Source organism: Salinarchaeum chitinilyticum (genome assembly GCF_055390775.1).
Window position 1 is genome coordinate 2,122,836 of record NZ_AP043888.1, and the last position, 26,152, is coordinate 2,148,987.

The following is a 26,152-nucleotide window of genomic DNA, read 5'->3' on the forward strand; positions in this document are numbered from 1 at the left end:
GCGATTCGAACGGAGAACGTGGACGGGCGCGTCGCTGCCCCGTTGCCCGACCGGTTCAGCTGCCCGACCGGTGAGCGCCGGGACGGTCACGGTGGCGCTCCCCTGCTTCTCGCAGCCGCGCTATAGACCGACTTACAGATCGACGTCGGAGCCGTTGACCGTGACGGTGAGGTCGCCGGTGGACTCGAAGCTCGTGATCTCGCCGGCGAAATCGAAGCTGTCCGTGCCCCCGACGACGAGGCCGCTCGCGGTCGCACCGGCGATCGACTCTTCGCTGTTGGCACGGTCGCCCTTCGCGACCGCCTCGCTGACGATGAAGCTGTACTCGACGGGGCTGTCGATGCTCCCGCCGGAGATCCGGACGGTGTTCGACAGCGTCGGAGCGTCCTTCTGCTCGTCGCTCCCGCCGCCGAACGACGCCGGATCGACGGACTCGCCGTCGATCGTCAGCGACACGTCGCCGGATGCCTCGAAGCTGGTCACGTCGCCAGCGAACGCGAAACTGTCCGTGCCGCCGACGACGTGGCCGCTCGCGGTCGTGCCGGAGACGGACTCCTCGCTGTTGGCCTGCTCGCCCTTGGCGACGGCCTCACTGACGGCGAAGGAGTAGTCGATCGTGTTGGTGGTGCTCCCGCCGGAGACGGTGAGCGACCGGGAGAGGTCGGGCGCGTCGTCCTCGCTGGAATCGCCCGATCCGTCGTCACTGGAGCCGTCGGAGCCGGTGTCGAACTCGTCGGGATCGACGGTCTGCCCGTCGATCGTGAGCGAGACGGTGCCCGAGGCGTCGAAGCTCGTGACCTCGCCGGCGAACGCGAAACTGTCCGTGCCGCCGCCGACGTGGCCCTGTGCAGCAGTTCCGTCGACGGACTCCTCGGAGTTCGCTCGCTCGCCCTTCGCCACGGCCTCACTGACCGTGAAGGAGTAGTCGACGGTGTTCGAGGCGCTGCCGCCCGACACCGTGAGCGTCCGGTCGAGTTCGGGGGACTCCTCGTCTCCACTGGAGCCGTCCGACTCGTCGTTTCCGAGTTCGGCCTGATCGACCTCGGAGCCATTGACGGTCACGGTGAGGTCGCCGGTGGCGGAGAAACTCGCGATCTCGCCGGCGAACTCGTAGTCGTCCGTGCCACCGACGACGAGTCCCTCGGCGTTCGTGCCCGAGACGGTGTCCTCGCTGTTGGCGTTCGAACCCTCCGCGAGGGCTTCGCTGACGGTGAAGCTGTACTCGACGGGGCTGTCGATGCTCCCGCCGGAGATCGCGACTCCGTTCGGGAGCGATTCTTCATTTCCCGACTCGTCCTCCGCGTCGTCGCCGAGCGCGGTCTGGTCGACCGTCTCGCCGTCGACCGTGACGGTAAGGTCGCCTGTGGCGTCGAAACTCGTGATCTCGCCGGCAAAGTCGAAGCTGTCCGTACCGCCGATGACGAGCCCGCTCGCGTTCGTACCGGAGACGGACTCCTCGCTGTTGGCGCGGTCGCCCTTGGCGACGGCCTCGCTGACAGAGAAGGCGTACTCGACGGGGTCGTCGCGGGTGCCCCCCGAGAGCGTCATCGACCGGGAGAGCACTGGCTCCTCGTCAGCCTGGTCCTCTTCGGCGTCGTCGGTTCCCTCGTCGTTTCGGTAGTCCCCGTCGCTCGCCAGCTCGTTCGGATCGACGGTCAGACCGTCGATGCTGACGGTGACCTCGCCGTCGGCGCCGAAGTCGGTCACCTCGTCGGTGAACCGGAAGCTGTCGGTGCCGCCAGCGAGCTTGCCCGTCGCCGTGGTGCCGGAGGCGGTGTCCTCGCTGTTGGCGGAGGTGCCGAGCTCGACGGACTCGCTGACCTCGAAGGCGTACGTGACGACGTTCGAGCCGCTGCCGCCGCTCACGGTGATGACACTGCTGCCATCACCGCCGTCTTCATTTCCCGAACCACCGGACCCGGTGTCACCGGACCCGCTACCGCTGGTGCCGTTCGCCGCTACCTTTGGGTCCGCGGGACAGCCGGCCGGCAACGAGAGGTCGGGCTCGGAGCCGACGTTCGACTCGTTCACGTTGCCGCCGACGGTGCCCCGGACCTGGCTGTCGACGAGGTCGATCGGCGCCTCGCCGGCGTAGACGGACGTCGCCATGCACGGGCCGGAGTAGTCCCACGGCGCGTCGCAGGTGTTCTCCTCGCGAACGTCGACGTCGCAGTTCTCGACGAGCGTCGTCGAGCCGCTGTAGCTCGTCCAGATCCCGCGGGCGGTCATCGCCTGTTCGACGCCGCCGAAGGTCCGCGGCAGGTAGATCGCTTCGTTAGTGTTCGTGATCGTGCAGTTCCGGATCTCGACGTTCCCGGCGGGGCGAATGTGGGCGGTCCCCGCGGAGTTCGCGAAGTAGGAGTCCTCGATGGTCATCGTGCCGCCGGTCTGCTCGCGGCCGAAGCCGGAGACGTAGAAGGCGGTCGTCGAGAACCCGCCGCAGTTGAAGTTCCGTACGTCGATGTGTCCCTCGTGGTTGGTCGCCGTGACGAGCGCGGACTTGTCCGTGCCCGGCGCGAGCCCGTCGCCGAGGTAGACGTTCTCGATGAGTCCGGTGCCGCCTGCGCTGGCGTCGACGGTGAACACGGAGTTGTAGCCCCCTTCGAAGGAGGCGTCGTCGCCGCCGGGGCTGTCGTCGCCGATGTCGATGCGTCCGCGGATGCCGACGTTCCTGACCACCCAGCCGTCGCCGTCGGCGCCGATGTGCACGTCGGCGTTGTCGGCGCGCACGTCGATGAGCACGTTCTCAAGCGTGTCGCCGCTGCCGAGGCTGACGGAGTAGGACTCGCCTGCCCCGACCTCGATCAGCTCGTAGGACTCTGCGGCACCTGCCGTCGCCGTCGCTCCGAGTCCCACGACGGCCGCCGCCGTGCCACCCAGGAGCTTCATGCAATCGCGGCGGTCGACGAGCGTCGACGGCTCGTCGTCGAGGTCGGCACTGCCGTCTGCCGGTTCGTTCTCGCCGTCTCCGCCCACGGTATGGGCCTCCTTCCCTCCGGTGGCGCCATCGGTACCCTCTGTAGCGCCCGCTGCATCCTCGGTATGATCTCCGTTACTCTGGGTAAGCGGTTCCTCTCCCCCCGTCTCGGTTCCCTCGCTCGTGGTAGGTTCGTCGGTATCGCCACCGTTCGAATCTGGCCTTCGTGCCATAGCCGGGTAGGACGGAGTTACTCGCTTAACCGTTCTCACCAGAACGGCCTGCCGTTGGCTGTTTTAGACCCCTGCTACCGCCGGGAGCGTACCAGTCGGTTGCCAGCTACCCGGGCGTCTGGCTTCGTTGATCGTAGCTACTGGTTAATTCCCCGGCCACACCGTGCTACGGAACCCCTCGCTCCAGACAGGTCGCGCTGGCTCCCGACGAACGAGGGAGCGCGTTCGCAGCCCGGGAGGGCAGACCATACCCTCGGTAACGGGGGCCTACCCCCAACGAGCCGTCGCTGCCGCGATGGCGTTCGTCGCGGTGCGCCCAGGCGCCCGGCGATCGACGACCGCCTCGATCGCGGGCCACGCCGAACGACGGCCGCCGTGAACGACGCGACGATCCCGGGTACGGCGGTCCTACACCGCGAATACGCGCGTCGTTACAAAGGCGACCTCCTTCGTGGAGCCCGGTAGTTCATGCCAGGACTCAGCGTTGCGTACGGCGACGCCGACGTGATCGACGGGGAGGTCGCCGCTGCGCTCGACGCCACGGCGTGGTTCGACCACTACGAAACCGGGCGGTTCGACGTCGCGACCGGCGAATCCGCGGCCGGGCCGGCCGACGCCGACGGCGCCACCGACAGCGGTACCCGTACCTTCACAGACACCGGAGACGTGCTGGTCGGCGCTGCCAGCTACGAGGGCTACCCCGTTCGGCGCGTCGAGACCGAGCACGGAACCGCGTTCCTCGAGGGGAAACTGTACGACGTCGACCCTGGCGAGATCGACGCGCAGCTCGAACGCGTCGCAGCGATGATCGCACCCGACGACGTCGAGGGGCTCCGCGAGTGGGTCGGTGCCCGGGACGGTGACTTCCTGATCGCGGTCGTCGACGGCGCCGAGACGACGATCCTCAACGACGCCTTCGCACGCCTGCCTGCCTACTGTGCGACGATCGACGGCACCGTCGTCTGCTCGCGCGAGCTCGCGTTCGTCCGCGAGTTCGCCCGCCGTCGCGAGGAACCACTCGCCCTCGACCGGCTCGCGATCGGCCAGCTCCTCGCCTTCGGCTACCCTCTGGGGACGCGGACGCCGTTCGAGGGCGTCCGGTCGATCCCGCCCGGATCGCTCGTTCGGATCGGGGGCGGTTCGGCTGCCGCGACGGAGGCGGCGAGCGTGTCTGCCGAGGCCTCGAATCTCCCCGGCGTCGAGATCCAGTCCCTCTACGAGCACGACTTCGAGCACTGCGCCCACGCCGACCGGAGCGTCGCGGCGAACGCCGACGAGCTGGTCGACCGAATCACCGCCGCGTGCCGGCGACGGTCCGATCCGGAGCGCCGGACCGTCGTCTCGCTCAGCGGCGGGCTCGACTCGCGAACGGTCGCGGCGGCCTACGCGGCTACCGATTCCACCACAGCAGCGGATGCCGGGAACGGCGGTGCAGAAACGAACGACGGCACCCCGATCGCGGCGACGTTCCAGCGCACTACCGATCGGAACTCCCCGGAGGTCGCGGCCGCGGGCGCCGTTGCGGACCATCTCGATCTCGATTGGACGGTCCACACGGTCGCGTCATCTCCGGAACGCCGGGAGACGCTCCTCCAGACCAAGCAGGGGCTGAACTATCTCGGCATGGCGTTCGTCCTCGACTTCTTCGAGCAGCTCCGGTCGCGCCACGGCACGACGACCTACGTCACGGGCGACGGCGGCGACAAGCTCCTCGTCGGTCTCGAACCAGCCACCTCGTTCGATTCGGAAGCTGCGCTGGTCGACCACGTCGTCGACGCCAACAGCCGGCTCCCGATCGGCGACGCGGCCGCGATCGCGAACGTCGATCCCGACGCGATCCGGGCCTCCGTCGCCGAGCGGATCGACAGCTATCCCGAGTCCGACCTCACACGGAGCTACGTCCACTTCCTGATCAGGGAGCGCGGCATCAACTTCCTCCTCCACGGCGAGGACCGCAACCGCTACTACGCCTGGAGCGTCTCGCCGTTCTACGCGCTCCCCGTCTTCGAGTACGCGATGGACTGCCCGGACGACCAGAAGGCCTACCGACGGCTCCAGTCGGCGATCCTCGAACGGCTCGATCCCGGATTGGTGGATCTACCCTACCCCAACTACGGCGCACCGATCTCCACGCGGCGGTATCGCGCCAAGCAGTTCGTCTACGACGCGCTCGAGCGGTACCCGAACGTCCGCAGACGCGTCGTCGATCTGGTCACGAGCGACGGTGCCGACGCACGATCCGTCGCCGACGCGATCCGGGCGGACCTGCCGCGGCTGGAGCCCGCCGGACTCTCCGGCGACGCGACGACCGACGTGATCGCCTCGCCGGGCGCGTACGACGCCGGACAACTCGAGTTCCTCGCGACGGTCACGGCGCTTGCGAGCACGCTGGAGGCCGACGGCGAGGTCGAGCGTCCCGGGCGCGGGCTGGCGCCGGAGGGCGACGGTGGTGATGTGGTCGGTGGTGACGCTGCACCAGCCGCTGTCGCCGGGGCGAGCCGGGGTACCGTGGAGAACCGTTCCGGCGCCGAGGCCGCTCACGGCAACGCCGGATCACCGACCGAGACCGGCGCGAGCGTAGATCGATGACTGGCGAGGCCGGTCGACCGGATGACAGTCCGTCGCGAACCGACCGCTCGGCGGGAGAACGGCCACCGGACGATACCTCCAGCCCACGGTCCACCGATCGCCTCGATCGCCGGGATCTCCTCCGGCTCGGTGCGGTCGGCCTCGCGACCGCGGTCGCAGGCTGTTCGGGCGGCGACTCCGGACGCGACGAGCCGACGAACGAGACCGACTCACCGCCGCCAACCGACGCGGACGAGATCCCCTACGCCGACGAGTACGGGACCGTCGTCGACGTCGTCGCCCAGGGCGGCGCGGATCCCACCGCGTCGGAGTCGATCGTCCCCGTGCTCGACGAGCACGCCCGCGACGATACGCTGCTCTACTTCCCGCCCGGCAGATACCTGCTGAACGATCTCTGGGAGCTGCCGTCCTTCGAGCACCTCGCCGTCGTCGGCGAGGACGCGACGATCGTTCCACAGGACGGGGACTTCGGCTACCTCTTCGTGTTCGGGCTTCCCGATCACAGCGCCGCCGACCTTCGCTTCGAGGGGATGCAGTTCGACTTCAGCGCAGAAGACACCGCGCCGCGGCCGATCCAGGCCCAGATCGAGGACGGGCTCGTCGTCCAGGACGTCACCGTCGAGGGGATCGGTGGCACCGCTCGCTTCGACGTGACCGACCCCGACGGCGAGGGTGTGATTCGCAATCTGCAGATGCCCGACGGCGGCCGGGAGCCCAACCCCGTCGGCGTGCTCGTCGGCCCGGCGAACCAGGGGAGCCTCCGTTTCGAGGACTGCCGCGTCTCGGGCTTCCCCGGCAACGGACTCTACGCCTCGCCCTCGAACGGGCCGATCGAGGTCGTCGGGGGCACCTACGAGAACAACGGGATCGCGAGCGTCCGCGTGAGCAGTCCGGCGACGGTGCGCGACGTCACCGTCCGGTGTGACCAGTCGCCCCAGGGGTTTCGCAACATGCGCGGGATCCGACTGCGCCACGGCGAGTCGATCCTCGTCGAGAACTGCACGATCGAGATGCACGATCTGACCTACACCGACGGCGGGCTCGTGATCGAGCCGATGATGGAGTCGGCGACGGTACGGAACGTCGACATCGAGTGTTCCGTCGACGGCTACCCCGCCGTCCACGTCAAGACCGCCCAGCACGACGCGACCGACACCGAGATCGACTTCCAGGGCGTGACCGTCACCGGTAGCTCGGGCGACGGATCGGCAGTGCAGATCTCCGACCGGAACAACTGCCTGCTGGACGACCTCGACATCCAGCAGACCGGGACGAGCAGGGACGGCGTGCACCTCGTGCGGACGACGAACTCGACGCTCCGGGACTCCGAGATCGACGTCACCGGGGATCCGCTCGTCCTCGACCACTCCCAGCTCCAGCGAACGAACAACAGGCTGTGAGCGGAGCGCCGGTGGAGTCACGGCGTCCACCGGCCTCGTCGGGCCTTGCCCACTCGCCATCCCGCGCCCCTACGAGCGACCTACCGACGTAGCGCGACCATAACAATGGGTGCCTGCCGGCCACCTCTCGCCAGCATGACCGTCGCCGAGGCACGCGTGCGGATCGGGGCGTCCCGCGTGAGGAACAGCGACGCAGCACGACGGAATCGATCCGCAACGGCGGGCGCTCGGAGTGAGTTCGACGCGTGACGACCACGCGAGAACAGCACCTGACCACGCTGCTCACCGGTGCCGGGCTCGTCACGATCGGGAAGCTCGTCGGCTCGTTCACCACGCTGGGCGAGCGGGTGATCATCGGGCGCGTGCTCACGCCGGAGGCCTACGGCGAGGTGTCCGTTGGGCTCGCGCTGTTGGCGTTCGCGACGACCGCGTCGCTCGTCGGCTTCTCACAGGGCGTCCCGCGCTACGTCTCCAGATTCGACGACGACGCGGACCGCCGCGGCGTCTGGGTCGGCGGTCTCGTCGTCACGGGGATCGTCGCGATCGCGCTCACGGCCGTCCTGCTGGTGAACGTCGAACTCCTGACCGACACGCTGCTCGCGCGTGCGGACTCGCCGCGGATGCTCGCGCTGTTCGTGCTGGCGCTGCCGTTCGTCGTCGGGATGAAGATCACCGTCGCAGCGATCCGCGGGCACAACAACGCGATCTACCGGATCTACGCCCAGGATCTCGCCTACCCGTTGACGCGCATCGTCCTCCTCGTCGCCCTCCTCTTCGTCGGGCTGGACGTCCTCGCGGCCGGCTACGCGTATCTCGTGGCCGCCGCGCTGTCCTTCGCCGTCGCCCTACTGCTCCTCCACCGGCTCACCGCGCTCCGCGGGCAGGTCCGGACGCACGTCCGTGAGGTGGGCCGGTTCTCGCTCCCGGTCGTCGTTTCGGGCGTCCTGACGGTGCTCCTGACGCGGACGGACACGCTGATGCTCTCCTACTTCCGGGACACCTACGAGGTCGGCCAGTACGCCGCGGCGTACCCGATCGCGAACGGCCTGATCATCGTGATCTCCTCCTTCGGCTTTCTCTACCTCCCGATGGCCTCCCGGCTCGACGCAGACGACGAACACGAGGAGATCGACTCGATCTACACGACCACGACGAAGTGGATCTATCTCGTCACCTTCCCGGCGCTCCTGACGTTCGTGCTGTTCGCCGACGACGTGGTCGCGATCGTCTTCGGCGGCGCGTACAGCGAGGCCCCGATCGCGCTCGCGATCCTCTCGGTGGGCTTCTTCACGAACGCGATCGGCGGCCGGAACCGCGAGACGATCTCCGCGCTGGGCGTGACGAAGTACCTCATGGTCGTCAACGGTGCGGCCTTTGGCATCAACGTCGTGCTGAACCTCTGGCTCATCCCTCCCTACGGACTCGTCGGCGCCGCCGTCGCCTCGGCGACCGCCTACGCCGTCCTGAACTTCACCGCCTGCCTCATCCTCTGGTATCGCTGGGGGATCACGCCGCTCTCGCGGTGGTCGATCAGGACCTTCCTCGTGCTTCCGATCGCGCTCGTCCCGCCGGCGTACCTCGCCTCTCAGCACCTCTCGCTGTCGATCTTCACGCTCTTGCCGTGGCTCGTGATCGTCGGACTGCTGAGCATCGCGGTCGTCGCCGTGACGGGCTGTCTCCAGCAGGACGACCGGATCGTCGTCGAGTTCGCGGAGAATTCGCTGGGGGTGCGGATCCCGCTGATTCGGCGATTCCTCCCTCCGGAGGAGCAAGACTGAGCGAAAGGACCGGGGCGCTGAGCGGCCCTGAGGGCGTTCGCTGTGCGGTGCGGTAGCTGTACGGTGTGGTTGCTGTGCGGTTCGGTAGCGGTACGGTGTGTGGTTTTGTTGTGCGGTGCGGTTGCGGTACGGTGTGGTTGCTGTGCGGTGCGGTAGCTGTGCAGAGCGGAGCTGTGTGCGGTAGCGGAAAGAAGTAGCGTGCGGCCGCCGCGGGGCGGCCTTTTTCATGAACGTTTTTGCGAGGCGGGGGTCGCCGCGCGACCCCCGCCTCGGAAAAAGGTTCTATTGGAACGTTCTGCTCGGTTCCCCGCCCGCGGGCTCGGGCTCGTCGCGATCGAACTGCTTCTCGATCTCGTCGTAGCGCTCGCGGACGTCCTTGGTCACGCTGGGGTTGACTTCCTGGAGCGCGTGCTCGAAGTGCTCCTTGCTGATCCGGACGTTGCCGACGGATTCGGCGATCTCGTCCTTCTCGACCGATTTGACGAACTCGCGGCTGGCGGCCATCGCGGCCTCGCGGGTGACGGCCTCGATGTCGGCGCCGACGTAGCCCTCGGTCTCGCGGGCGAGCCAGTTGAGGTCGATCCCGTCGGCGAGGGGCTTGTTCTTCGTGTGGACCTGGAAGATCTTCCGGCGGGCCTCCTCGTCGGGCACGGGCACGTGGACGTGACGGTCCAGGCGGCCGGGCCGCAGCAGGGCGTTGTCGATGAGATCCGGGCGGTTCGTCGTCGCGATGACGACGACGTCCTCCATGGCCTCGACGCCGTCCAGCTCGGTCAGCAGCTGGGAGACGACGCGCTCGCCGACCTGTGAGTCGCCGGAGCCCTGGCCGCGTTCGCCGGCCATGGCGTCGATCTCGTCGAAGAACACCACGGTCGGGGCGTTCTCGCGGGCCTTGCTGAAGACCTCGCGGACGCCCTTCTCGGACTCCCCGACGAACTTGTTCAGCAGCTCCGGCCCCTTCACGGAGATGAAGTTGGACTGGGACTCGTTGGCGACGGCCTTCGCGAGGAGCGTCTTCCCGGTGCCGGGCGGGCCGTACATGAGGACGCCTTTCGCGGCCTGCATGTCCAGCTCCTCGAAGACCTCGGGGTACTCGAGGGGCCACTGGATGGTCTCACGGAGGCGCTCCTTCGTGTCCTCGAGCCCGCCGACGTCCTCCCAGGTAATGTCGGGGACCTCGACGAAGACCTCCCGGAGGGCGGACGGCTCGATGCCCTTCTGGGCCTCGCGGAAGTCCTTCTCGGTCACCTGCAGCGAATCGAGGATCTCGGCGTCGATCTCCTCCTCCTCGAGGTCGATTTCGGGGCGGATGCGCCGCAGTGCGTTCATCGCGGCCTCCTTCGTCAGGGACTCGAGGTCTGCGCCCACGAATCCGTGGGTGCTCTCGGCGTACTCCTCGAGGTCGATGCCGTCGACGAGGGGCATCCCGCGGGTGTGGACCTGCAGGATCTCGTGGCGACCCTCTCTGTCGGGGACGCCGACTTCGATCTCGCGGTCGAAGCGGCCGCCGCGGCGGAGCGCGGGGTCGATGTCGTCGACGCGGTTCGTCGCGGCGATGACGGTGACCTGGCCGCGGTCCTCAAGGCCGTCCATCAGCGAGAGGAGCTGTGCGACGACCCGGCGCTCCACGTCGCCCTGGGCCTCACCGCGCTTGGGCGCGATGGAGTCCAGTTCGTCGATGAAGATGATCGCCGGCTCGTTCTCCTGGGCGTCCTCGAAGATGTCGCGGAGCTGCTCCTCGCTCTCTCCGTAGTACTTCGACATGATCTCGGGGCCCGAGATCGTCTCGAAGTGGGCGTCGATCTCGCTGGCGACCGCGCGGGCCATCAGCGTCTTGCCGGTGCCCGGCGGGCCGTGGAGCAACACGCCCTTCGGGGGGTCGATGCCGAGCTGGCGGAACAGCTCGGGGTGGCGCATCGGCAGCTCGATCATCTCGCGGACCTGCTCGAGCTCGGAATCGAGCCCGCCGATGTCCTCGTAGGTGACGTCGGGCACGCCGTCGTGGGCGCCGTCGCTGGACTCGGCGATCTGCTCGGCGGGCGTCTCGCTGACGACGACCTCTGTCGAGTCGGTGATGACGACTGTGCCGGTGGGCTCGGTCTCTGCGACCTTCACGGGGACGGCCTGGCTGGAGTCCGAGAGGGGACCGAAGGATAGCGGGAAGGGGATCGTCTGGCCCTCCGCGACGGCGCGGCCGCTCAGCTTGTCGCGGACGAGCGGGCCGATGTTGCCGCGGATGCGGAGGTTCTGGGGGAGCGCGACGGTGACCGAGTCGGCGGGCTGGACGTCAGCTGCCTCGATATCGACGCGGTCGTCGACGCTGACGCCGGCCTGCTTGCGGATCCGGCCGTCCACGCGCACGATGTCCTTGCCCCGGTCCTCGGGGTAGCCGGGCCACACGCGGGCGACGGCCTTGCCCTCGCCCGGGCCCTCGATGAGCACGTAGTCGCCATTCTCGACGTCGAGCTCCTGCATCGAGGCGCGATCGACCGCGGCGAGTCCGCGGCCGGCGTCCTTCTGTTTGAGTGGTTTGACAGTCAGTCTCATTCTTCGTCGTCCTCCAACTCGATAGTTAGCACGCCGTTCTGCATAAACGCTCGTGCGGCGGACTCGGGAAGGTCGATATCGGTCTGCTCCTCGTCGTGCATGACGATCGCGGTGTCGCCGACCAGGTCCACCGACGCGCCGCTCGCGTCGGGACCGAAGTCCGCGACCACGGTCTGGCCGTCGTCCCGGCGGACGGAACGAATCGCCTGATCGTCGTCTGCGATGAACTGTTGTAATTCCATTCGACTAACCCCACGTTAGTGCGGCAAGTATTTAAAGATGTCGTCGGCCTAACCCGGGTACTGCGACCGATTCGTCATCTCGTATTCGGTGTTCAGTGGATTTGTAGTTCACGGAGTCGAATGGCGGATTGGAGGCTACGTTGCAGTGTAGTATCGGACCGCTCGAAAAATGAGTCGAGGCCTACGATCGCTCAGTGCCGGCGATCGCTGGCGCCATTCGTTCTCGTTCTCCTCCTTCCTCGTTCCACTCTCTACTCTTCTTCCTGCACAGTTTCGTCCTCCTGCGACTCGCCGTCTTCCTCGCTCTCGTCACTCTCCGTTTCGTTGCCTCCGTCGCCCCCCGTCATCTCGTCCATGTCGTCGGATGGCAACTGGAGCGTCATCGTGGCGTCCTCCGTCGGGATCACTTCGAAGGACGTGTTGGCGGGCGCCTCGTCGGGGTTCAGGTAGCCGACGGCGAGTGCCGAGTACGCGGTTTCACCCTCCAGGGACACGTCGACGGTCGTGACGATCGAGCCGTTGTTGTCCGCTGCTGCCTCCCTGATCTCGGCCGTGTAGTTGCCCGCGGGGACGGTCACGTAGTCCGACGCGTTCTGGAAGCTCACGTTCTCGGCGAGCACGACGCTCCCGTTCTCTGCCGTGACGTCGACGGCGGGCGCGTCGGGCGCGAGGTGAACGATGCTGAGGGCGCTTTCATTCTCCGAGGGCGTGAACGCCGAGTCCTCGAAGAGGATCGGTTGGAACGTCGTCTCCGCGTCCTCGCTGATCTCGCCGCTGGCGGCCATCGTCGTCACCGTGCGCGGATCGAAGGTGACTGCCTCGTCGAACACGACGGTATCGGGATCGTCGGTCGCTGCGATGGTCACGTTGTAGGTGCCTGCCTCCACGGCCAGGTAGTCACTGACGTCACCGAAGGAGACGTTGGTGAGGACCGTCTCGTTGTCGACCATCACGTCCACCGCCGGTGCGTCGGGCGAGGCGTGTACCGCTCTCACGTACGCCGATCGTTGCAGGTCGGTCTCGTTCTCGCCGTCGGTCTGATTCTGCTGGTCAGTCTGGTTCTGTCCGTCGGTTTGATTCTGGTCGTCGCTCTGGTCCTGTTCGTCGTCCTGGCTCAGCACGTCGACGTCGCTCTGTCCGTCGCCGTCCATCGCCGCGACGCCGCCGAACGTCACCGCAGCACCGACGAGCGCGATCGTGAGCAGTACCACGGCCGCTGTGTTCGATCTCGAAGACAACACGTCCCGGGATTGGGGAGACCACCTGATTGTTATATCCTGACACGTCGCTGGAACCGTCGCCCTCACACGACTAATGAAACCGTACCTGATACGTCGATGGTGGCCGACGGTGGAAGGGGGCTGCAGGTATGGTCGGGTGGCTGGAAGGTATCGAACCCGACGTCTCGTCCCCCGCGAGGAGGCGACCTTCGCTCCGGCCTTCCACGGACTGGACCCGGTGATCCGACTCGTGCACTCGAACGTGGAGCGTTTTATCCCTCACCGGACCGTACCGGTACGTATGCAAACGGTCAGCCATCACGGCCGGACCACGGCGTACCGCGAGTCCGACCGTGGCGGCGACGGCGCGCCGGTCCTCCTCGTTCACGGCAGCGGCGGCTGCCACGCCATCTGGCGCTCGCAGTTCCGCCTCGCCGACGACCGACCCGTCGTCGCGCTCGATCTCAGCGGCCACGGCGAGTCCGACGACGTCGACGCCGATCCGGGCTACGAGACGCTCGCCGCGTACGCGGACGACGTCGTCGCCGTCGCCGAGGCCACGGACGCCCGGATCGTCGTGGGCAACTCCATGGGCGGCGCCGTCGCAATGCACGTCGCCCTCGAGCGCACCGACGAGCTCGACCTCGACGGGCTCGTGCTCGCGGGCACTGGCGCGCGTCTCGCCGTGCTCGAATCCCTGCGCGAGTGGCTCGCCGAGGACTTCGAGCGCGCGATCGAGTTTCTCCACGCGCCCGGCCGCCTCTTCGCCGATCCCGAGCCCGAGCTAGTCGACGCGTCGGAGACTGTCATGCGCGATACGGGGCGTGCGGTCACCGAGCGGGACTTCCTGACCTGCCACACGTTCGACGTGCGGGATCGCCTCGGCGAGATCGACGCGCCGGCGCTCGCGATCGTCGGCGAGGGCGACCAGCTCACGCCGCGGCGGTACCACGAGTATCTCGCGAGCGAGCTGCCCGATGCGGCGCTGGCCGTCGTCGAGGACGCCGCGCACATGGCGATGCTCGAACGGCCCGACGCGTTCAACTCGGCGATGGGACGGTTCCTCGACGATCTGGAGGCGTGAGCAACCGCATCGAGCCCGCACGAGTCCGCAACGGCTCTTGCCGTGCCGAGCGATCCGCTCGGGTAGCTTTTTGCATCCCGCGTGACTGCCCCCGTCCATGTACACCGTTCGCGATCTGCTCGCGATCGTCCTCGCCGGCGTGCTCGGGATCGCGCTCGTCCTCAAACCCGAAGCCGTGCTCCGCCTCCAGTGGTTCTTGTTCGACGCGTCCACCACCGGTCGCAGCGGCCGCTGGGGCGACGACGACGGAACGCTCGAACTCAAATCCTGGCACCGCTGGGCCGCACGCGCCGTCGGCGCGATCGTGCTCGCGATCGGCGCGGCGATCGCGGCGATGCCCCACCTGTAGACGGGGTTCCTTTTGTCGCCAGCGCCGCTGGAGTCCGCTATGAAGCAGCGCCTCCGCGCCGGCCTCGCCGTCTACAACGCTGGCGAGTACCACGCCGCCCACGACGCCTGGGAGGCCCACTGGCTCGATCTCGAGGCGGGCACCGACGACGAGCGGCTGCTCCACGGGCTCATCCAGTACACCGCGGCCATCCACCACGCGACCAATCGGAACTGGGCCGGCGCGGTGGGCCTCGCCGAGAGCGGAGCGGCCTACTTCTCGGAGATCCCGACGGACTACCGCGACGTCGACGTCGCGAGAGCGCGGGAGTACCTCGACCTGCTCGCGAGCGATCCCGAGCGCATCGAGCGCGCGCCGGCGTGGCCGCTCGCGATCGACGGCGAGGCGATCGTAGTGGGGGAGCTGTCGGCGACGGAGCTGGGGATCGCGGCGGCGACCGTGGCTGCAGACGAGGGGCTCGACGCGACGGTCCCCGAGCGGGCCGCTGAACGGCTGGAGCGAGGATCGACGGAGAACGCATCGCGGTTCCGGGCGCTGCTGGAGGATCTCGTCACGTCGAGTGACTCGCGGGGGATCGTCCTCCAGCGGCTGGCCGAGCACGTCGAGCGGGAGGAAGCGCGGGATCGGGACGTGGAGGGACTGTTCGAGGGGAGCTAGAGGACGATAGCGAACGTCAGGAGCACCAACAGGAGGATCGAGATGCTCAGCAAGTGCTGATTGGTTCGCCGTTGCTGTCGTTCGGTCTTGACCCTGTGCGCCATCGTCACCCCGTCCGCTGTCAGTCCGAAGTCGTCGAGGGTGTCGTCAGACACGTTCCCCGTAGCGAGCCCAAGCTCGCGGAGCACGCCCAGTGCGTCGCGGATCGCTTCGCGTGTGAGGTCCGCCTCCGCGGCGATGCGCTCGGCGCTCAGCCCGGCGGCGAACGCGTGCTCCGATTCGTCGTCCGAGACTACCGGCCGCTCCCGGTCGAGCTGCAGCTCGTACATCGCTTCGAGGGCGTCCACCCACGCCGCTCGCTTCTCCGGTAGCGGAAGTAGCATACTTTCATCCGGTTCGTGCCACGCCAAAGAATCTAGCCCTCTCGCTCGCATTCCGGACCGCTCGCACGCAATGGGGCGTACCGTTATGCCACGGTGCAGCGATACTCACGTATGGATCCCTCCATCTCGCTGGTCACGCTCGGCGTCACGGACCTCGAGGAATCGATCCGGTTCTACCGCGACGGGCTCGGATTGCCGATGCAGGATCGCGAGCCCGATAGCGACGTCGCCTTCTTCGAACTCGATGGGACCTGGCTTTCCCTGTATCCCAGGGAACTGCTCGCGGAGGACGCGACCGTACCCGACGACGGATCGGGCTTCGCCGGCGTGACGATCGCGCACAACGTCGACACGAAGGCGGCAGTCGACGACGTGCTGGACGAAGCGGTCGACGCTGGCGGCGAGCTCGTCAAGCCCGCACAGGATACGTTCTGGGGTGGGTATTCTGGGTACTTCGCGGATCCGGACGGTCACCTGTGGGAGGTCGCGTATCCACTCCTGACCGAGAAAGACTGATCGGTACGGGTCGTCCTCGCGGAGGTGTGTCGATGGCCAACGTCGTCACCATCGTGCCTCGAATCGGTAGCAAGCGCCAACTGCGTCGCGGCCCTCTGACCGTCCGTGAACCTCCTCATCCGCATCGTCTGGTTCCTGCTGATCGGGTGGTGGCTGGCCGCGCTCTGGTTCGCGGCGTCGGTGCTCCTGATGCTGAGCATTATCTTCTTCCCGATCGGTGCGTACGCTGCGACGAAGACCTGGAACGTGATGACGCTGGGTGGGTGACGCCACTGGGACGTTCGCCACGATTGCCGAGAAAACGCCGGACGGTTGCAGTCTACTGCGCGTCTTTCGGCTCGCCCTCGAACGTGAACTCCGCCGAGTCGTCCTGCGGTTCGTAGCCCAGCACCTCCCGAGCGCTCTCCAGCGAGTAGTACTTCCGCTCGTTGTCGGAGATGCCGTAGACGATCGCGTGCTCGTAGTCGGCCTGGAGACAGCGATCGAAGAGGTGGGCGCAGTCGCGGTAGGAGAGCCACATCGCCTGGCCGCGTTCGTACTCCTTCGGCGGGTGGTCCCGCGTGAGATTCCCGATCCGGACGCTCACGACGTCCATCTCGGAGTGGTCGTAGTAGTAGCGCCCTAGCACCTCGCCGGTGGCTTTCGAGACGCCGTAGAGATTGGAGGGGCGCGGGAACTCCGAGCCGTCGAGGCGGAACTCGTCCTCCGGACGGTACATCTCCGGGGTACGCTCGTCGGTCTCGAAGGCGCCGACGGCGTGGTTCGAGGAGGCGTAGGCGAACTTCTCGACGCCGGCCTCGGCAGCGGCATCCATGATGACCTTCGTCCCGTGGATGTTGTTGTCGAGGACGCTGTCCCAGGGCGCTTCCGGTCGCGGGTCGCCAGCGAGGTGGATGACTGCGCCGGCGCCCTCGACCAGCTCGCGGACTTTCTCCTCCTCGGTGACGTCGCCGACGATCACCTCGCCGTCGACGAGTACTTCGTCGGGATGGCTGTGGTAGAACAGCCGCCAGTCGTACGCCTCGCCGATCCCCTCGAGAATCGCGGTGCCGACGCGACCTCCTGCCCCCGTCAGTACGACCGGTTCGTCCATCGCTCGACCGGAGCCACGGATGGGGCCGATAAGGGGGTTACGCTTCGAGCGGTGGTGTGTGAGCGAGTGGGGAACGACGATCTGGTGCTGGTGGATCTGCGGATGGGATTCCGACCGGTCGCGAAGTCTGGATCGTGACTGCAACCGCCCACGGAAGCCCCCTCCCGCTCGTCGGATCTAACTCGCTGCGCCCTTCGCTCGGCCTCCGGCCTCGCTGCAGTGCTTGCTTCGTTACATCCGACGAGCAGTCGGCCCCTTCCGAAGTCCCACCCTTTGGTGATTATACCGAGCGTAGCGCCAGGGGATGTCCACCGAGCGTAGCCTGGTGAACCCCTACCGCAGAGCTCCGGTGGACCTCTCCGGATCGTAGCTCCTGGGCCACCCGGGCAGGGTGGGAATGGAAGGGGCCGACCGGTCGACGAAGGACGGCGACGTTAGCACCGCAACCGAGCGGAGCGAGGTGAGGAGCGCAACGAGCCGCCCGAGTCGAGCGGGAGGGGGCTTCCTGGCGGTTCTCGGTGCAAGCAATTCCCAAGCTCACGAGCAATTTCTCTCCCCGTCAATCTGATCCGTTCGACCGGCACGCACTTGCCACAGGCGGACTCACCCAATTCCATGCCCGAGCCCACGGACGCCGAGCAGGCCGCCTTCGAGGCCGGCATCAAGTTCGGCGCGCTCTACCACCAGTTCGCCGGCACCCCGGTCTCCCCCGACAGCGCCGACAGCCTCGCGACGGCGATGGCCGAGTCGATCGAGAACCAGCCCTTCTGTACGAACGTCGAGGTCCGGCCCCACGAGGATCGGATCGAGCGCGCGATCGCCGGTCTGGATCCGCTCGGCGACGACGCCCCGACCGATTCCAGTTCCGACGCCGAATCCACTGCCAGCGACGCCGAGTCCACCGCAGGCGACGCCACCGACGAGGCCGACTACACCGAACTCACGGGCACGCTCTTCGACGCGAAAATCGAGATCGAGCGCGAGGGAGTCGCCGTTCGTGCCGAGATGGCGACGGCGGGCGACTACCCGCTGATGTCGATCGCGGACGTTCAGCGGGACTGAATCGCCGGGCTGTATCGGCGCTCGCTCTCGCCACCTGCCTTCGAGACCTGTCCCGCGACCGACGCGTTGATACGCCGTGACCTCCCCGATTCGGGCATGGACGAGTTCGAAATCGAGCGACCCGCCGAGGTCGACCTCGAGGACGCAGTGCTCATCGAGGGGCTGCCGGGCGTCGGCCACGTTGGCAAGCTGACGGCCGAGCACCTCGTCGAGGAGCTCGACGCCGAGACGGTCTGTCGGATCCACTCCGAACACTTCCCGCCGCAGGTCACCGTCGCCGACGACGGCGTCGCGAGCCTCGCCGCGGCGGAGTTCCACGCCGTCTCGACGGAAGGGCGGGATCTCCTCATGCTCACCGGCGATCACCAGGCCCAGAGCAACGAGGGGCACTACCACCTCACCGACGCGATCCTCGACGTCGCGAGCGAGTTCGACGTCAGCGAGGTCTACGCGCTCGGCGGCGTCCCGACGGGCGAACTGATCGAGGAGTACGACGTCCTCGGCGCGGCGAGCAGCGACGAGATCGTCGAGGCGCTGGAGGGCCACGGCGTCGAGTTCCGCGAGGACGAGCCCGCCGGCGGCATCGTCGGCGTCAGTGGCCTCCTGCTCGGGATGGGCGCCCGCCGTGGCCTCGACGCCGCGTGTCTCATGGGCGAGACCTCCGGCTACCTCGTCGATCCGAAGTCCGCCCAGGCAGTGCTCGAGGTGCTGGAGGCCGTCCTCGAGATCGAGGTCGACGACGAGGACCTGGAGGACCGCGCCGAGGAGATGGAGGAGGTCGTCGGCAAGATCCGCGAGATGGAGCAACAGCAGCAGGCGCCCGCGCCGACCGACGACGATCTGCGCTACATCGGGTAGGGCGGACTGGCTGGTACCCTGCTGCGAGCACCTCGATTACTGGCGACCCCAACGTTTTCTCGGCCGCTGCCGACGATCCACGCATGAGCGACGGCCCCTTCGAGACCACGTTCCAGGTCGGCGAAATCGTCGACGCAGCGCCCTTCGAGGAAGCCCGGACCGAGGCGCTGGTGAAACTCGAGATCGATCTGGGCGAGGAGACTGTGTACTCCGCAGCGCAGCCAGATTCAACTACGATATCGGCGAGCTCCCCGGTCGACAGGTGCTCCGTGCGACCGACCTCGGGACCGTGAAGATCGCTGACTCACCTCGGAGGCGTTGACTGTCGGGGTTCCGGGCGAGGACGGCAATCCCGTGCTCGTGACCCCGGACTCGGACGTTCCGCTCGTCGGCGAGCTGTACTGATCGGCCGGTTTGCTGTTCCTTCGCTTCAGTTCCGCGGATTGTACTGCTGGAACAGCGAACCGCTCGGAAGCCCCCTCCTGCTCGACGGATTACGCTCGCTGTGCGCTTCCCTCACTCGCTACGCTCGTTCGGTCCAGTGCTTGTTCCGAAAGGCTCGCTGCACTCGCCTTTCGACGTTCGCCTCGCATACGCTCGGCTCACCTTCGCCTAATCCGTCGAGCGGTCGGCCCCTTCCAGTCCCACCCGGGTGTGATCGTCGAGCAGGCTGTTACCCTGTGGACTGTGGAGTGGAGCGCCGAGCGGTGGCGGTCGCGGTTCGTTGCGGGTGGCGGATCGACTCCCAAATCGCGGTGGCGTGGGCCACCGGATGGTGACTGTTTAACATCCGGCGCTCCGAAGTCGGTGGCATGACCGAGATCGGGGAGCAGTCCGTCGCGGTGATCGGGGGCGGCTTCGGCGGGCTCGCGTCGGCGTGCTTCCTCGCGGACGCCGGCGCGGACGTCACCGTCTACGAGCGCAACGAGCAGCTCGGCGGGCGGGCCAGCCGACTCTACCGCGACGGCTTCCGGTTCGACATGGGGCCGTCGTGGTATCTGATGCCCGACGTCTTCGAGCGCTTTTTTGCTCACTTCGATCGCGAGCCGACTGACTTCTACGACCTCGAACACCTCGATCCCCACTACGGGATCTTCTTCAAGGACGGCGACAGCGTCGAGATTCCTGCGGACCCCCGCGCCGCGATCCCCCTCTTCGAGGAGTACGAAGAGGGCGCCGGAGCCGCCTTCGAGCGCTACCTCGCGGAGGCCGAGCGCACCTACGAGACCGGGATGGAGCACTTCGTCTACGAGGACCGCTCGCGGCCCGAGGACTGGCTCGACCCCGGGCTCGCGAAACACGGCCGCGGACTCTCCTTCCTTGGCTCGATGGAGGACCACGTCGCGGACTACTTCGAGCACCCGAAGCTCCGCCAGATCGTCCAGTACTCGCTGGTCTTCCTCGGCGGCTCGCCCTCGAACACGCCCGCGCTGTACAACCTGATGAGCCACGTCGACTTCGGTCTCGGCGTCTGGTATCCCGAGGGCGGGATGGGCGTCGTCGTCGACGCGCTCGTCGAGCTCGGCACCGAGCTGGGCGTCGAGTACCGCGTCAACTGCGACGTGACCGCGATCCGTGGCCGTCGCGGCGGGTTCAGCCTCGACGTGGCGCGGACGCAGAGAAACGGCGGGTTCGATCCGGCCGCCGAGATCCCCGGCGAGCTCCCGCCAGCGATCGCGCTGGCCGAGGACGGCCCGCCGACGGGGAACCGACGGCTCGTTCCGAGCGCGGAGGCCGACGCAGCCGAATCGACCGATCCCACGGCCGCGCCAAACGGCGGCACGGCCAGCGGACGGACGCCCACCGCCGCCGTCCCTGCCGACGTCGTCGTCTCCGACGCCGACCTCGCCCACGTCGAGACCGAGATCCTCGAAGCGGGCCGGCGCGATCGCGACCCCGAGTACTGGGAGGATCGAACCTACGCGCCCTCGGCATTCTTGCTGTACCTCGGCGTTGAGGGCGACGTGCCGAACCTCGACCACCACACGCTCGTCCTCCCCACGGACTGGTCGGGCCACTTCGACCAGATCTTCGAGGAGCCGGCGTGGCCCGACGATCCGGCGTACTACGTCTGTGCGCCCTCCGTCACCGACGAGGCGGTCGCTCCCGACGGCCACTCGAACCTCTTCGTACTCGTCCCGATCGCACCCGGGCTCGACGACGACCGGACGACGCGCCAGGCCTACCGCGACCAGGTGCTCGCGGATCTCGCAGCGCACGCCGGCGAGGACGTTCGGGATCGGATCGTCGTCGAGGAGTCGTTCTCCGTGTCGGAGTTCGGCGAGCGCTACAACGCGCCGGGCGGCACCGCGCTCGGGCTGGCCCACACGCTCACCCAGACTGCGGTCATGCGACCGTCGCACCGCTCGGACGCCGTCGACGGCCTGTACTTCACCGGCTCCTACACGTCGCCCGGTATCGGCGTGCCGATGTGTCTGATCGGTGGCGAGCACACGGCGACGAAGGTCCTCGAGGACTACGGCGCCTGAACCGATGACGGGAGTGAGTGCGGAGGACTCGGAAGACGACTACGGCGACGAGGGGTCCGACGCTGGGCTGCGCGACGCCCTCGCCTACCTCCTCGCGCTCTCGCGGCCACGCTTCTGGCTCTACCTCGCCGGCCCGGTCATGGTCGGCGTCGTCTACGCGGCGGACGCCCGCGCCGACCTCGTGACGCCGGCCACAGTCGCGCTGTTCGCCTACTTCCTCCTGCCCGCGAACGTCTACCTCTACGGCGTCAACGACGTCTTCGACGCACCGATCGACGCTGAGAACCCGAAGAAGGACGAGCGGGAGGTCCGCTACCGTGGTCAGCGGTTCGTCCCGATCGTCGTGTTCGCGTCCGGCATCGCGCTCCTCGGCGTCGTCGCGCTGGTCGATCCGATCGCGTGGCCCTGGCTCGCGGGGTTCGGGCTGCTCGCAACGGCTTACAGCGCGCCGCCGCTCCGATTCAAGACTACGCCGCTGCTGGACTCGCTCTCGAACGGGCTCTACGTGCTCCCGGGCGCCGCAGCGTACGCGACCGTCGCCGGAGCCCAGCCGCCGCTCTGGCCGCTCCTCGGCGGCGTGCTCTGGACGATGGCGATGCACACGTTCTCGGCGATCCCGGACGTCGAGCCCGACCGTGCGGCCGGGATCGAGACGACCGCGACGCTGCTGGGCGAGCCGCGGACGCTCGCGTACTGCTTCGGCGTCTGGGCGCTCGCCGCGGCGGCGTTCGCGCTGGCGGATCTCCGGGCCGGTGCGGTGCTGGCGCTGTACCCGGTGCTCGTCGCCGCCGTCTGGCTGTCGAGCGTTTCCGTCGATCGCGCGTACTGGTGGTATCCCGCGATCAACGGGCTCGTCGGCGCCGGGCTGACGATGTGGGGGCTCGCGCAGGTGGTGCCGCCGTCCTCGCTGCTGTGACGATCGACCCACCGCAGCACAGTTGACGGTCCAGATCCCGCCGCGAGCGCACCCTTCTTGTCCCAGCGGCTGCCAGCCACAGTCGATGGATCGCCTCGGCGGTGCGACGGATCGCGAGCGCGTCGAGTCCGCACTCGATGCGATCGTCCGCGAGAACCGGGTGACGATCGCGGTGACGGTCCCGCTCGTGGGCGTCGTCCTGCTGCTCGCCGGCGAGGCGGGCTACGTCCCCGACGCGCTCGCGTTCAACCCCTACATGATGGTCGCGGCGGTGACGGTGATGGCCCTGCCGCTGATCGCCGGGATCGCGCCGCTCGTGGACCGCCGGGCCGCATTCGGACTGCTTGCGCTCGCTGCGTTCACCTGGACGATCGAGTACGTCGGCGTCACCACCGGGCTTCCCTACGGCGAGTTCGCCTATCAGCGCGAGCTGGGCCCGATGCTGTTCGGCGAAATTCCGCTCGCGTTGCCGGTGTTTTTCGTTCCCATCCTGCTCAACGGCTATCTCCTGGGCGTGCTCGCCCTCGGCGATCGGGCCGATCGGCTCGCGGTCCGGTTCCCGATCGTCGTAGCGCTCGTCGTCGTGCTCGATCTCGTGCTCGATCCCGGTGCAGTCTCGCTGTCGTTCTGGGGCTGGGCGGAGCCGGGACCGTACTACGGCGTGCCGATCGTGAACTTCCTCGGATGGATCCTCGCGGCGACGGTCGCGGTGGGGATCCTCACGCTCGCGTTCGATCACGACGCGATCGTCGCGCGGCTCGAGACGTGTCCGTACCTGCTCGACGACTTGATCAACTTCGCGATCTTCTGGGGGCTGGTCAACGCGGCGTCGCTACAGGTCGTTCCGGCGCTCATCGCACTCGGGATCCTCCTCGTGCTCGTGCGGGCGCCGTGGTTCGACTTCGCTGGACTGTCCGTCGGTCCCTGGACAGTCGAGCGATAACTGAACGATCGAGTAATTTCGAGACCGTCTATCGAGAGCAGCCGTTTCGCCCGGATCGACGGATCAGGGCGTCGGCAACGTCAACGGCTCGCCGGTCGGTTCCTCGTCGGTCCGATCCGGCATTCCGACGGGACTGACCGCGTCGAAGACGGAGGCGGGATCGCGATCGAACTGCCAGCGCAGGCGGGTCTTCGCGAACAGCGAGAGCGTGCGCCGCCGCGTCAGTGTCGGCGCCGCGTCGATCACGTTGCAGCCGTTCGCGCGGATCGAGCGGTGGTAGTCCGCGTAGAGGACCGCGGCGAGGAGCACGGGAAACTGACAGTCCGCGGGGAGCGTCTCGATCCCGCTCACGCCGTGGCGGTAGAACCGTTCGGTGCGGTGGAGCTCCTCCCGGATCGCGGCTGCGACGCTCGCGTCGAACTCGAGGTCGGCGATTTGCTGGGGATCGACGCCGTGGCGGTCGAGCGTGGTCTGTGGGAGGTAGATCCGGTCGCGGTCGACGACGTCCTCGCGGACGTCCCGCAGGAAGTTCGTCAGCTGGAACGCCTCGCCGAGGGCCTTCGCGTGGGGCATCGCCCGGTCGCGATCGGCGGGCTCCATGATCGCGGTCATCATGGCACCGACGGCGGCGGCGGAGCCGCGCATGTACTCGCGAAGCTCCGTGACGTCGGCGTACCGGGACTTCGCGACGTCGGTCTCCATCGCGTCGACGAAGGCGTGGACCTCCTCGTCGGGGATGTCGTGGGCGGCCTTCACTTCGCGGAACGCGTCGAGCACCGGGTCACTCGGCTCGGCGTCGCCGATGGCCTCGGCCCGGAACGACTCGAGGGCTTCGCGCTTCTCCCCGGCGGGCCGGTCCACGGCCTCGACGTCGTCGACGACCTCGTCGGCGATCCGAAAGAAGGCGTAGAGGACGTGCGTCGGTTCGCGGACGCGGTCCGGGAGAAACTTCGTCGCGAAGTAGAAGGTGGGTCCCGTGCGCCGCTGGATCGCCCGGCTCCGCTCGACCTGACTGTCCTCAAGCATGTAGTGGGGGCCTCGCCCGTCTGCCCCCTCGATTGTTTCGCCCGATCATGTGCTCACAGTATCGGGAGGGAGCCGCTTAATCGTTGGCCTATGGGTAGCCCACGAACTGGGCGGCGGTGCCGTGGATGGCGCCGGTCGCGTGGCAGCATGGGTCCAGGGACCGACATTGGGGTGGATCCCTGCCAGTCGGCAGGGAAACAGGACGATTTTGCCGATAGATTTCACCGGGGCCCTGGTCCACGGCCAGGCCAGGTCTGGCAGCACTCGTCGCTGCAAGGGGGTCTCGACAGCCCCGCCGGTCGAACGCCGGGGGATACCGTCGTCGCGGCTCGGCCGTACCGGCGCCGGACGACGACGGCTGACTCGCGACGCCCGTTTTCCAGGGATCGGGCTGCCTGCTGGCGATTTCCGCCGATTCACCTGACCCAGATAGAGGAAACAATATCCTGTTCTGGCTAGCGCGGGCCATGCTTGTTGGCGCACGTTGCTTTATGAGCGTCGCCCGAATACGGGGTATCGATGAGCGTCTACGCAGTGTCGTCCGACGACCTGCATCGAGCAGGGTCGCCCACGGAGGGTTCGCGATGACCGAGGGGGCGACGAAACAGGAGGAAGAGCGCGCAGACGAACACCTGGCCGACGTCGAGGAGGGTGCCGGATGTACGGAGATCTGGGAGCACCTCTCCGAGCGCCGGGAGGAGTGACGAGCCGCATCTCCAGTGCTGTCACCGTAGCTCGACAGCCGCAGGATCGATCACGTCCGGGGATCCGCCGGAGGCCGACCGTTTTTACCCGCTGGGGTCGAACCGGGAATCGATGACTGGCGAGCGAGGGACCGAGGAGATTCCGGCCGACCGGGAGTCGCCGGTCGGCGAGCCCGTGATCCGCGGCGACGAGGAGATCGCCGGCCAGCGGGCCGAGGAGGCCGTCCAGTTCGACCCGGAGGATCCCGAGAGCCTCGCTCGCGCCGCAGACGTCGTGCACTCCTTCGCCACGGACACCGTCGGTGCCGAGGACAACATCTACATGCTCCGCGGCGCCGCAGCCTGCGCCGCACTCGTCCGTGGCGAGGGCTCATACAAGGCCGCAGCCGAACGTGCGGGCGAGGAGGTCACAGTCGCGTTCATCCGCAAGTGGGCGCGCGTCCACGACCTCCCGCGGGCCGTCCGCCGCCACGTCGCGATGGGCGAGATCGCGCCCACCGCCGCCAAACACATCGCGCGCGTCAGCGGTCCCGCCCGCTACGATCTCGCGTGGGCGACGCTCGACCACGATCTCACCGTTCGCGACGTCCGCTCGATCGCCAGCGAGATCAACGACGGCGCGACGCCGGCAGCGGCGCTCTCCGCTCACGGCGTCCAGCCGGGCGCGCTCAGGCTCCAGCTCCCGATGGACACCTACCGCGAGCTGCGACGGCGGGCGGCGACGGAGGGGCGGTCCCCCGGCGAGATCGTCGACGAGGCGCTGGCGGAGTGGGAAGCGTTTTAATCGGCGGCCGGCGAGTCGTCTCGTAGGGCCGGTAGCTCAGTCAGGCAGAGCGTCTGGCTTTTAACCAGATGGTCGGGGGTTCAACTCCCTCCCGGCCCGCTTCGCGACGAACGGACGTGAGGAGCGAAGCGGCCACGAAGGGAGTTGAAGTAGACGAGTCGCAGCCCGGACCGGCCGAGCGCAAGCGAGGCCGCAGCCCGGACCGTCTCGGCGTGGTTCAACTCCCGAAAGACTCGCTTCGCTCGCCTTTCGACCTTCGCGATTCCGATGGAATCGCTCAGTCCCTCCCGGCCCGCTCCATCACCCACTTTTTACTCCCTCGGGTTTCCTCGCTCGCCAGCGGCTACGCCGCTGGCTCGCTG

General features: G+C 67.9%; 21 protein-coding genes, 1 tRNA gene and 1 pseudogene. 16 read left to right on the forward strand and 7 right to left on the reverse strand.

The annotated features are described in order from the left end of the window. Nucleotides 1-132: 132 nt before the first annotated feature. A complete protein-coding gene (locus ACZ5KP_RS10195) occupies nt 133-3,150 on the reverse strand; it encodes a hypothetical protein (RefSeq protein WP_460921796.1) in 3,018 nt (1,005 codons plus the stop codon). A 468-nt stretch (nt 3,151-3,618) separates the two neighbouring features. On the opposite strand from ACZ5KP_RS10195, the gene ACZ5KP_RS10200 reads away from it, so the two are divergent. The 3 genes from ACZ5KP_RS10200 (at nt 3,619) to ACZ5KP_RS10210 (ending at nt 8,917) form a co-directional block, all read left to right on the forward strand. Next, entirely contained in the window at nt 3,619-5,739 is a 2,121-nt protein-coding gene (locus tag ACZ5KP_RS10200) for an asparagine synthase-related protein (RefSeq protein WP_460921794.1), read from the forward strand. Then, nucleotides 5,736-7,139: a right-handed parallel beta-helix repeat-containing protein gene (locus tag ACZ5KP_RS10205; protein ID WP_460921793.1), complete on the forward strand. Its 1,404-nt coding sequence runs from the start codon at nt 5,736-5,738 to the stop codon at nt 7,137-7,139. The genes ACZ5KP_RS10200 and ACZ5KP_RS10205 overlap by 4 nt, the downstream gene beginning before the upstream one ends. A gap of 245 nt (nt 7,140-7,384) precedes the next feature. Continuing rightward, nucleotides 7,385-8,917 carry an oligosaccharide flippase family protein gene (locus ACZ5KP_RS10210; RefSeq protein ID WP_460921792.1) on the forward strand — a complete coding sequence of 511 codons (1,533 nt, stop codon included), beginning with the start codon at nt 7,385-7,387 and terminating at the stop codon, nt 8,915-8,917. Nucleotides 8,918-9,199: 282 nt separating this feature from the next. Here the strand turns inward: ACZ5KP_RS10210 and ACZ5KP_RS10215 are convergent, their stop codons facing one another. The 3 genes from ACZ5KP_RS10215 to ACZ5KP_RS10225 all read right to left on the reverse strand — a co-directional run bounded on the left by ACZ5KP_RS10215 (nt 9,200) and on the right by ACZ5KP_RS10225 (nt 12,917). Beyond that, complete coding sequence (locus tag ACZ5KP_RS10215) at nt 9,200-11,464, reverse strand: CDC48 family AAA ATPase (RefSeq protein ID WP_460921790.1); 2,265 nt, start codon at nt 11,462-11,464, stop codon at nt 9,200-9,202. Further along, a complete protein-coding gene (locus ACZ5KP_RS10220; protein WP_460921788.1) occupies nt 11,461-11,706 on the reverse strand; it encodes a DUF7127 family protein in 246 nt (81 codons plus the stop codon). The genes ACZ5KP_RS10215 and ACZ5KP_RS10220 overlap by 4 nt, the downstream gene beginning before the upstream one ends. Before the next feature lie 251 nt (nt 11,707-11,957). Beyond that, complete coding sequence (locus tag ACZ5KP_RS10225; protein WP_460921786.1) at nt 11,958-12,917, reverse strand: DUF4397 domain-containing protein; 960 nt, start codon at nt 12,915-12,917, stop codon at nt 11,958-11,960. A gap of 310 nt (nt 12,918-13,227) precedes the next feature. On the opposite strand from ACZ5KP_RS10225, the gene ACZ5KP_RS10230 reads away from it, so the two are divergent. The 3 genes from ACZ5KP_RS10230 to ACZ5KP_RS10240 all read left to right on the forward strand — a co-directional run bounded on the left by ACZ5KP_RS10230 (nt 13,228) and on the right by ACZ5KP_RS10240 (nt 15,016). Continuing rightward, nucleotides 13,228-14,010 (forward strand): alpha/beta fold hydrolase, encoded by a 783-nt coding sequence (locus ACZ5KP_RS10230; RefSeq protein WP_460921785.1) that lies wholly within the window; start codon nt 13,228-13,230, stop codon nt 14,008-14,010. Between the two features lie 97 nt (nt 14,011-14,107). Further along, the gene (locus ACZ5KP_RS10235) at nt 14,108-14,359 is read left to right on the forward strand and encodes a DUF6199 family natural product biosynthesis protein (RefSeq protein WP_460921783.1); all 252 of its coding nucleotides are present in this window, start codon (nt 14,108-14,110) and stop codon (nt 14,357-14,359) included. Nucleotides 14,360-14,398: 39 nt separating this feature from the next. Beyond that, entirely contained in the window at nt 14,399-15,016 is a 618-nt protein-coding gene (locus ACZ5KP_RS10240) for a DUF309 domain-containing protein (RefSeq protein ID WP_460921781.1), read from the forward strand. Here ACZ5KP_RS10240 and ACZ5KP_RS10245 read toward each other — a convergent pair. Continuing rightward, nucleotides 15,013-15,399: a hypothetical protein gene (locus tag ACZ5KP_RS10245; RefSeq protein WP_460921779.1), complete on the reverse strand. Its 387-nt coding sequence runs from the start codon at nt 15,397-15,399 to the stop codon at nt 15,013-15,015. The two genes, ACZ5KP_RS10240 and ACZ5KP_RS10245, sit on opposite strands and share 4 nt — an antisense overlap. 111 nt (nt 15,400-15,510) lie before the next feature. Here ACZ5KP_RS10245 and ACZ5KP_RS10250 point away from each other — a divergent pair, with 111 nt between their 5' ends. Both ACZ5KP_RS10250 and ACZ5KP_RS10255 read left to right on the forward strand, forming a co-directional pair. Beyond that, nucleotides 15,511-15,915 (forward strand): VOC family protein, encoded by a 405-nt coding sequence (locus ACZ5KP_RS10250; protein ID WP_460921777.1) that lies wholly within the window; start codon nt 15,511-15,513, stop codon nt 15,913-15,915. A gap of 105 nt (nt 15,916-16,020) precedes the next feature. Further along, nucleotides 16,021-16,182 carry a YccF domain-containing protein gene (locus ACZ5KP_RS10255; RefSeq protein ID WP_460921775.1) on the forward strand — a complete coding sequence of 54 codons (162 nt, stop codon included), beginning with the start codon at nt 16,021-16,023 and terminating at the stop codon, nt 16,180-16,182. A 52-nt stretch (nt 16,183-16,234) separates the two neighbouring features. On the opposite strand, the gene azf is transcribed toward ACZ5KP_RS10255, so the two are convergent. Further along, on the reverse strand, nt 16,235-17,008 hold the full coding sequence (azf, locus tag ACZ5KP_RS10260; RefSeq protein ID WP_460921773.1) for an NAD-dependent glucose-6-phosphate dehydrogenase Azf: 774 nt from the start codon (nt 17,006-17,008) through the stop codon (nt 16,235-16,237). 615 nt (nt 17,009-17,623) lie between these two features. Here azf and ACZ5KP_RS10265 point away from each other — a divergent pair. The 6 genes and pseudogenes from ACZ5KP_RS10265 to cruF all read left to right on the forward strand — a co-directional run bounded on the left by ACZ5KP_RS10265 (nt 17,624) and on the right by cruF (nt 23,276). Further along, nucleotides 17,624-18,070, forward strand: a complete 447-nt coding sequence (locus tag ACZ5KP_RS10265; RefSeq protein WP_460921771.1) for a dihydroneopterin aldolase family protein — start codon at nt 17,624-17,626, stop codon at nt 18,068-18,070. 96 nt (nt 18,071-18,166) lie between these two features. After that, nucleotides 18,167-18,928 (forward strand): proteasome assembly chaperone family protein, encoded by a 762-nt coding sequence (locus ACZ5KP_RS10270; RefSeq protein ID WP_460921769.1) that lies wholly within the window; start codon nt 18,167-18,169, stop codon nt 18,926-18,928. An 83-nt stretch (nt 18,929-19,011) separates the two neighbouring features. Then, a pseudogene (locus ACZ5KP_RS10275) lies at nt 19,012-19,333 on the forward strand (tRNA-binding protein). A 407-nt stretch (nt 19,334-19,740) separates the two neighbouring features. Next, complete coding sequence (locus ACZ5KP_RS10280; protein ID WP_460921767.1) at nt 19,741-21,417, forward strand: phytoene desaturase family protein; 1,677 nt, start codon at nt 19,741-19,743, stop codon at nt 21,415-21,417. A 4-nt stretch (nt 21,418-21,421) separates the two neighbouring features. Then, entirely contained in the window at nt 21,422-22,333 is a 912-nt protein-coding gene (locus tag ACZ5KP_RS10285) for a prenyltransferase (protein WP_460921765.1), read from the forward strand. 85 nt (nt 22,334-22,418) lie between these two features. Then, nucleotides 22,419-23,276: a bisanhydrobacterioruberin hydratase gene (cruF, locus tag ACZ5KP_RS10290; RefSeq protein WP_460921763.1), complete on the forward strand. Its 858-nt coding sequence runs from the start codon at nt 22,419-22,421 to the stop codon at nt 23,274-23,276. 63 nt (nt 23,277-23,339) lie between these two features. On the opposite strand, the gene ACZ5KP_RS10295 is transcribed toward cruF, so the two are convergent. Continuing rightward, a complete protein-coding gene (locus ACZ5KP_RS10295) occupies nt 23,340-24,302 on the reverse strand; it encodes a phytoene/squalene synthase family protein (protein ID WP_460921761.1) in 963 nt (320 codons plus the stop codon). Nucleotides 24,303-25,118: 816 nt separating this feature from the next. Here ACZ5KP_RS10295 and ACZ5KP_RS10300 point away from each other — a divergent pair. Together ACZ5KP_RS10300 and ACZ5KP_RS10305 are read left to right on the forward strand one after the other, a co-directional pair. Further along, nucleotides 25,119-25,790, forward strand: coding sequence for a DUF7119 family protein (locus ACZ5KP_RS10300; RefSeq protein WP_460921759.1), 672 nt, complete (start codon nt 25,119-25,121; stop codon nt 25,788-25,790). Between the two features lie 25 nt (nt 25,791-25,815). After that, nucleotides 25,816-25,889: transfer RNA gene (locus tag ACZ5KP_RS10305), tRNA-Lys, on the forward strand. The last annotated feature ends 263 nt before the right edge of the window (nt 25,890-26,152 follow it).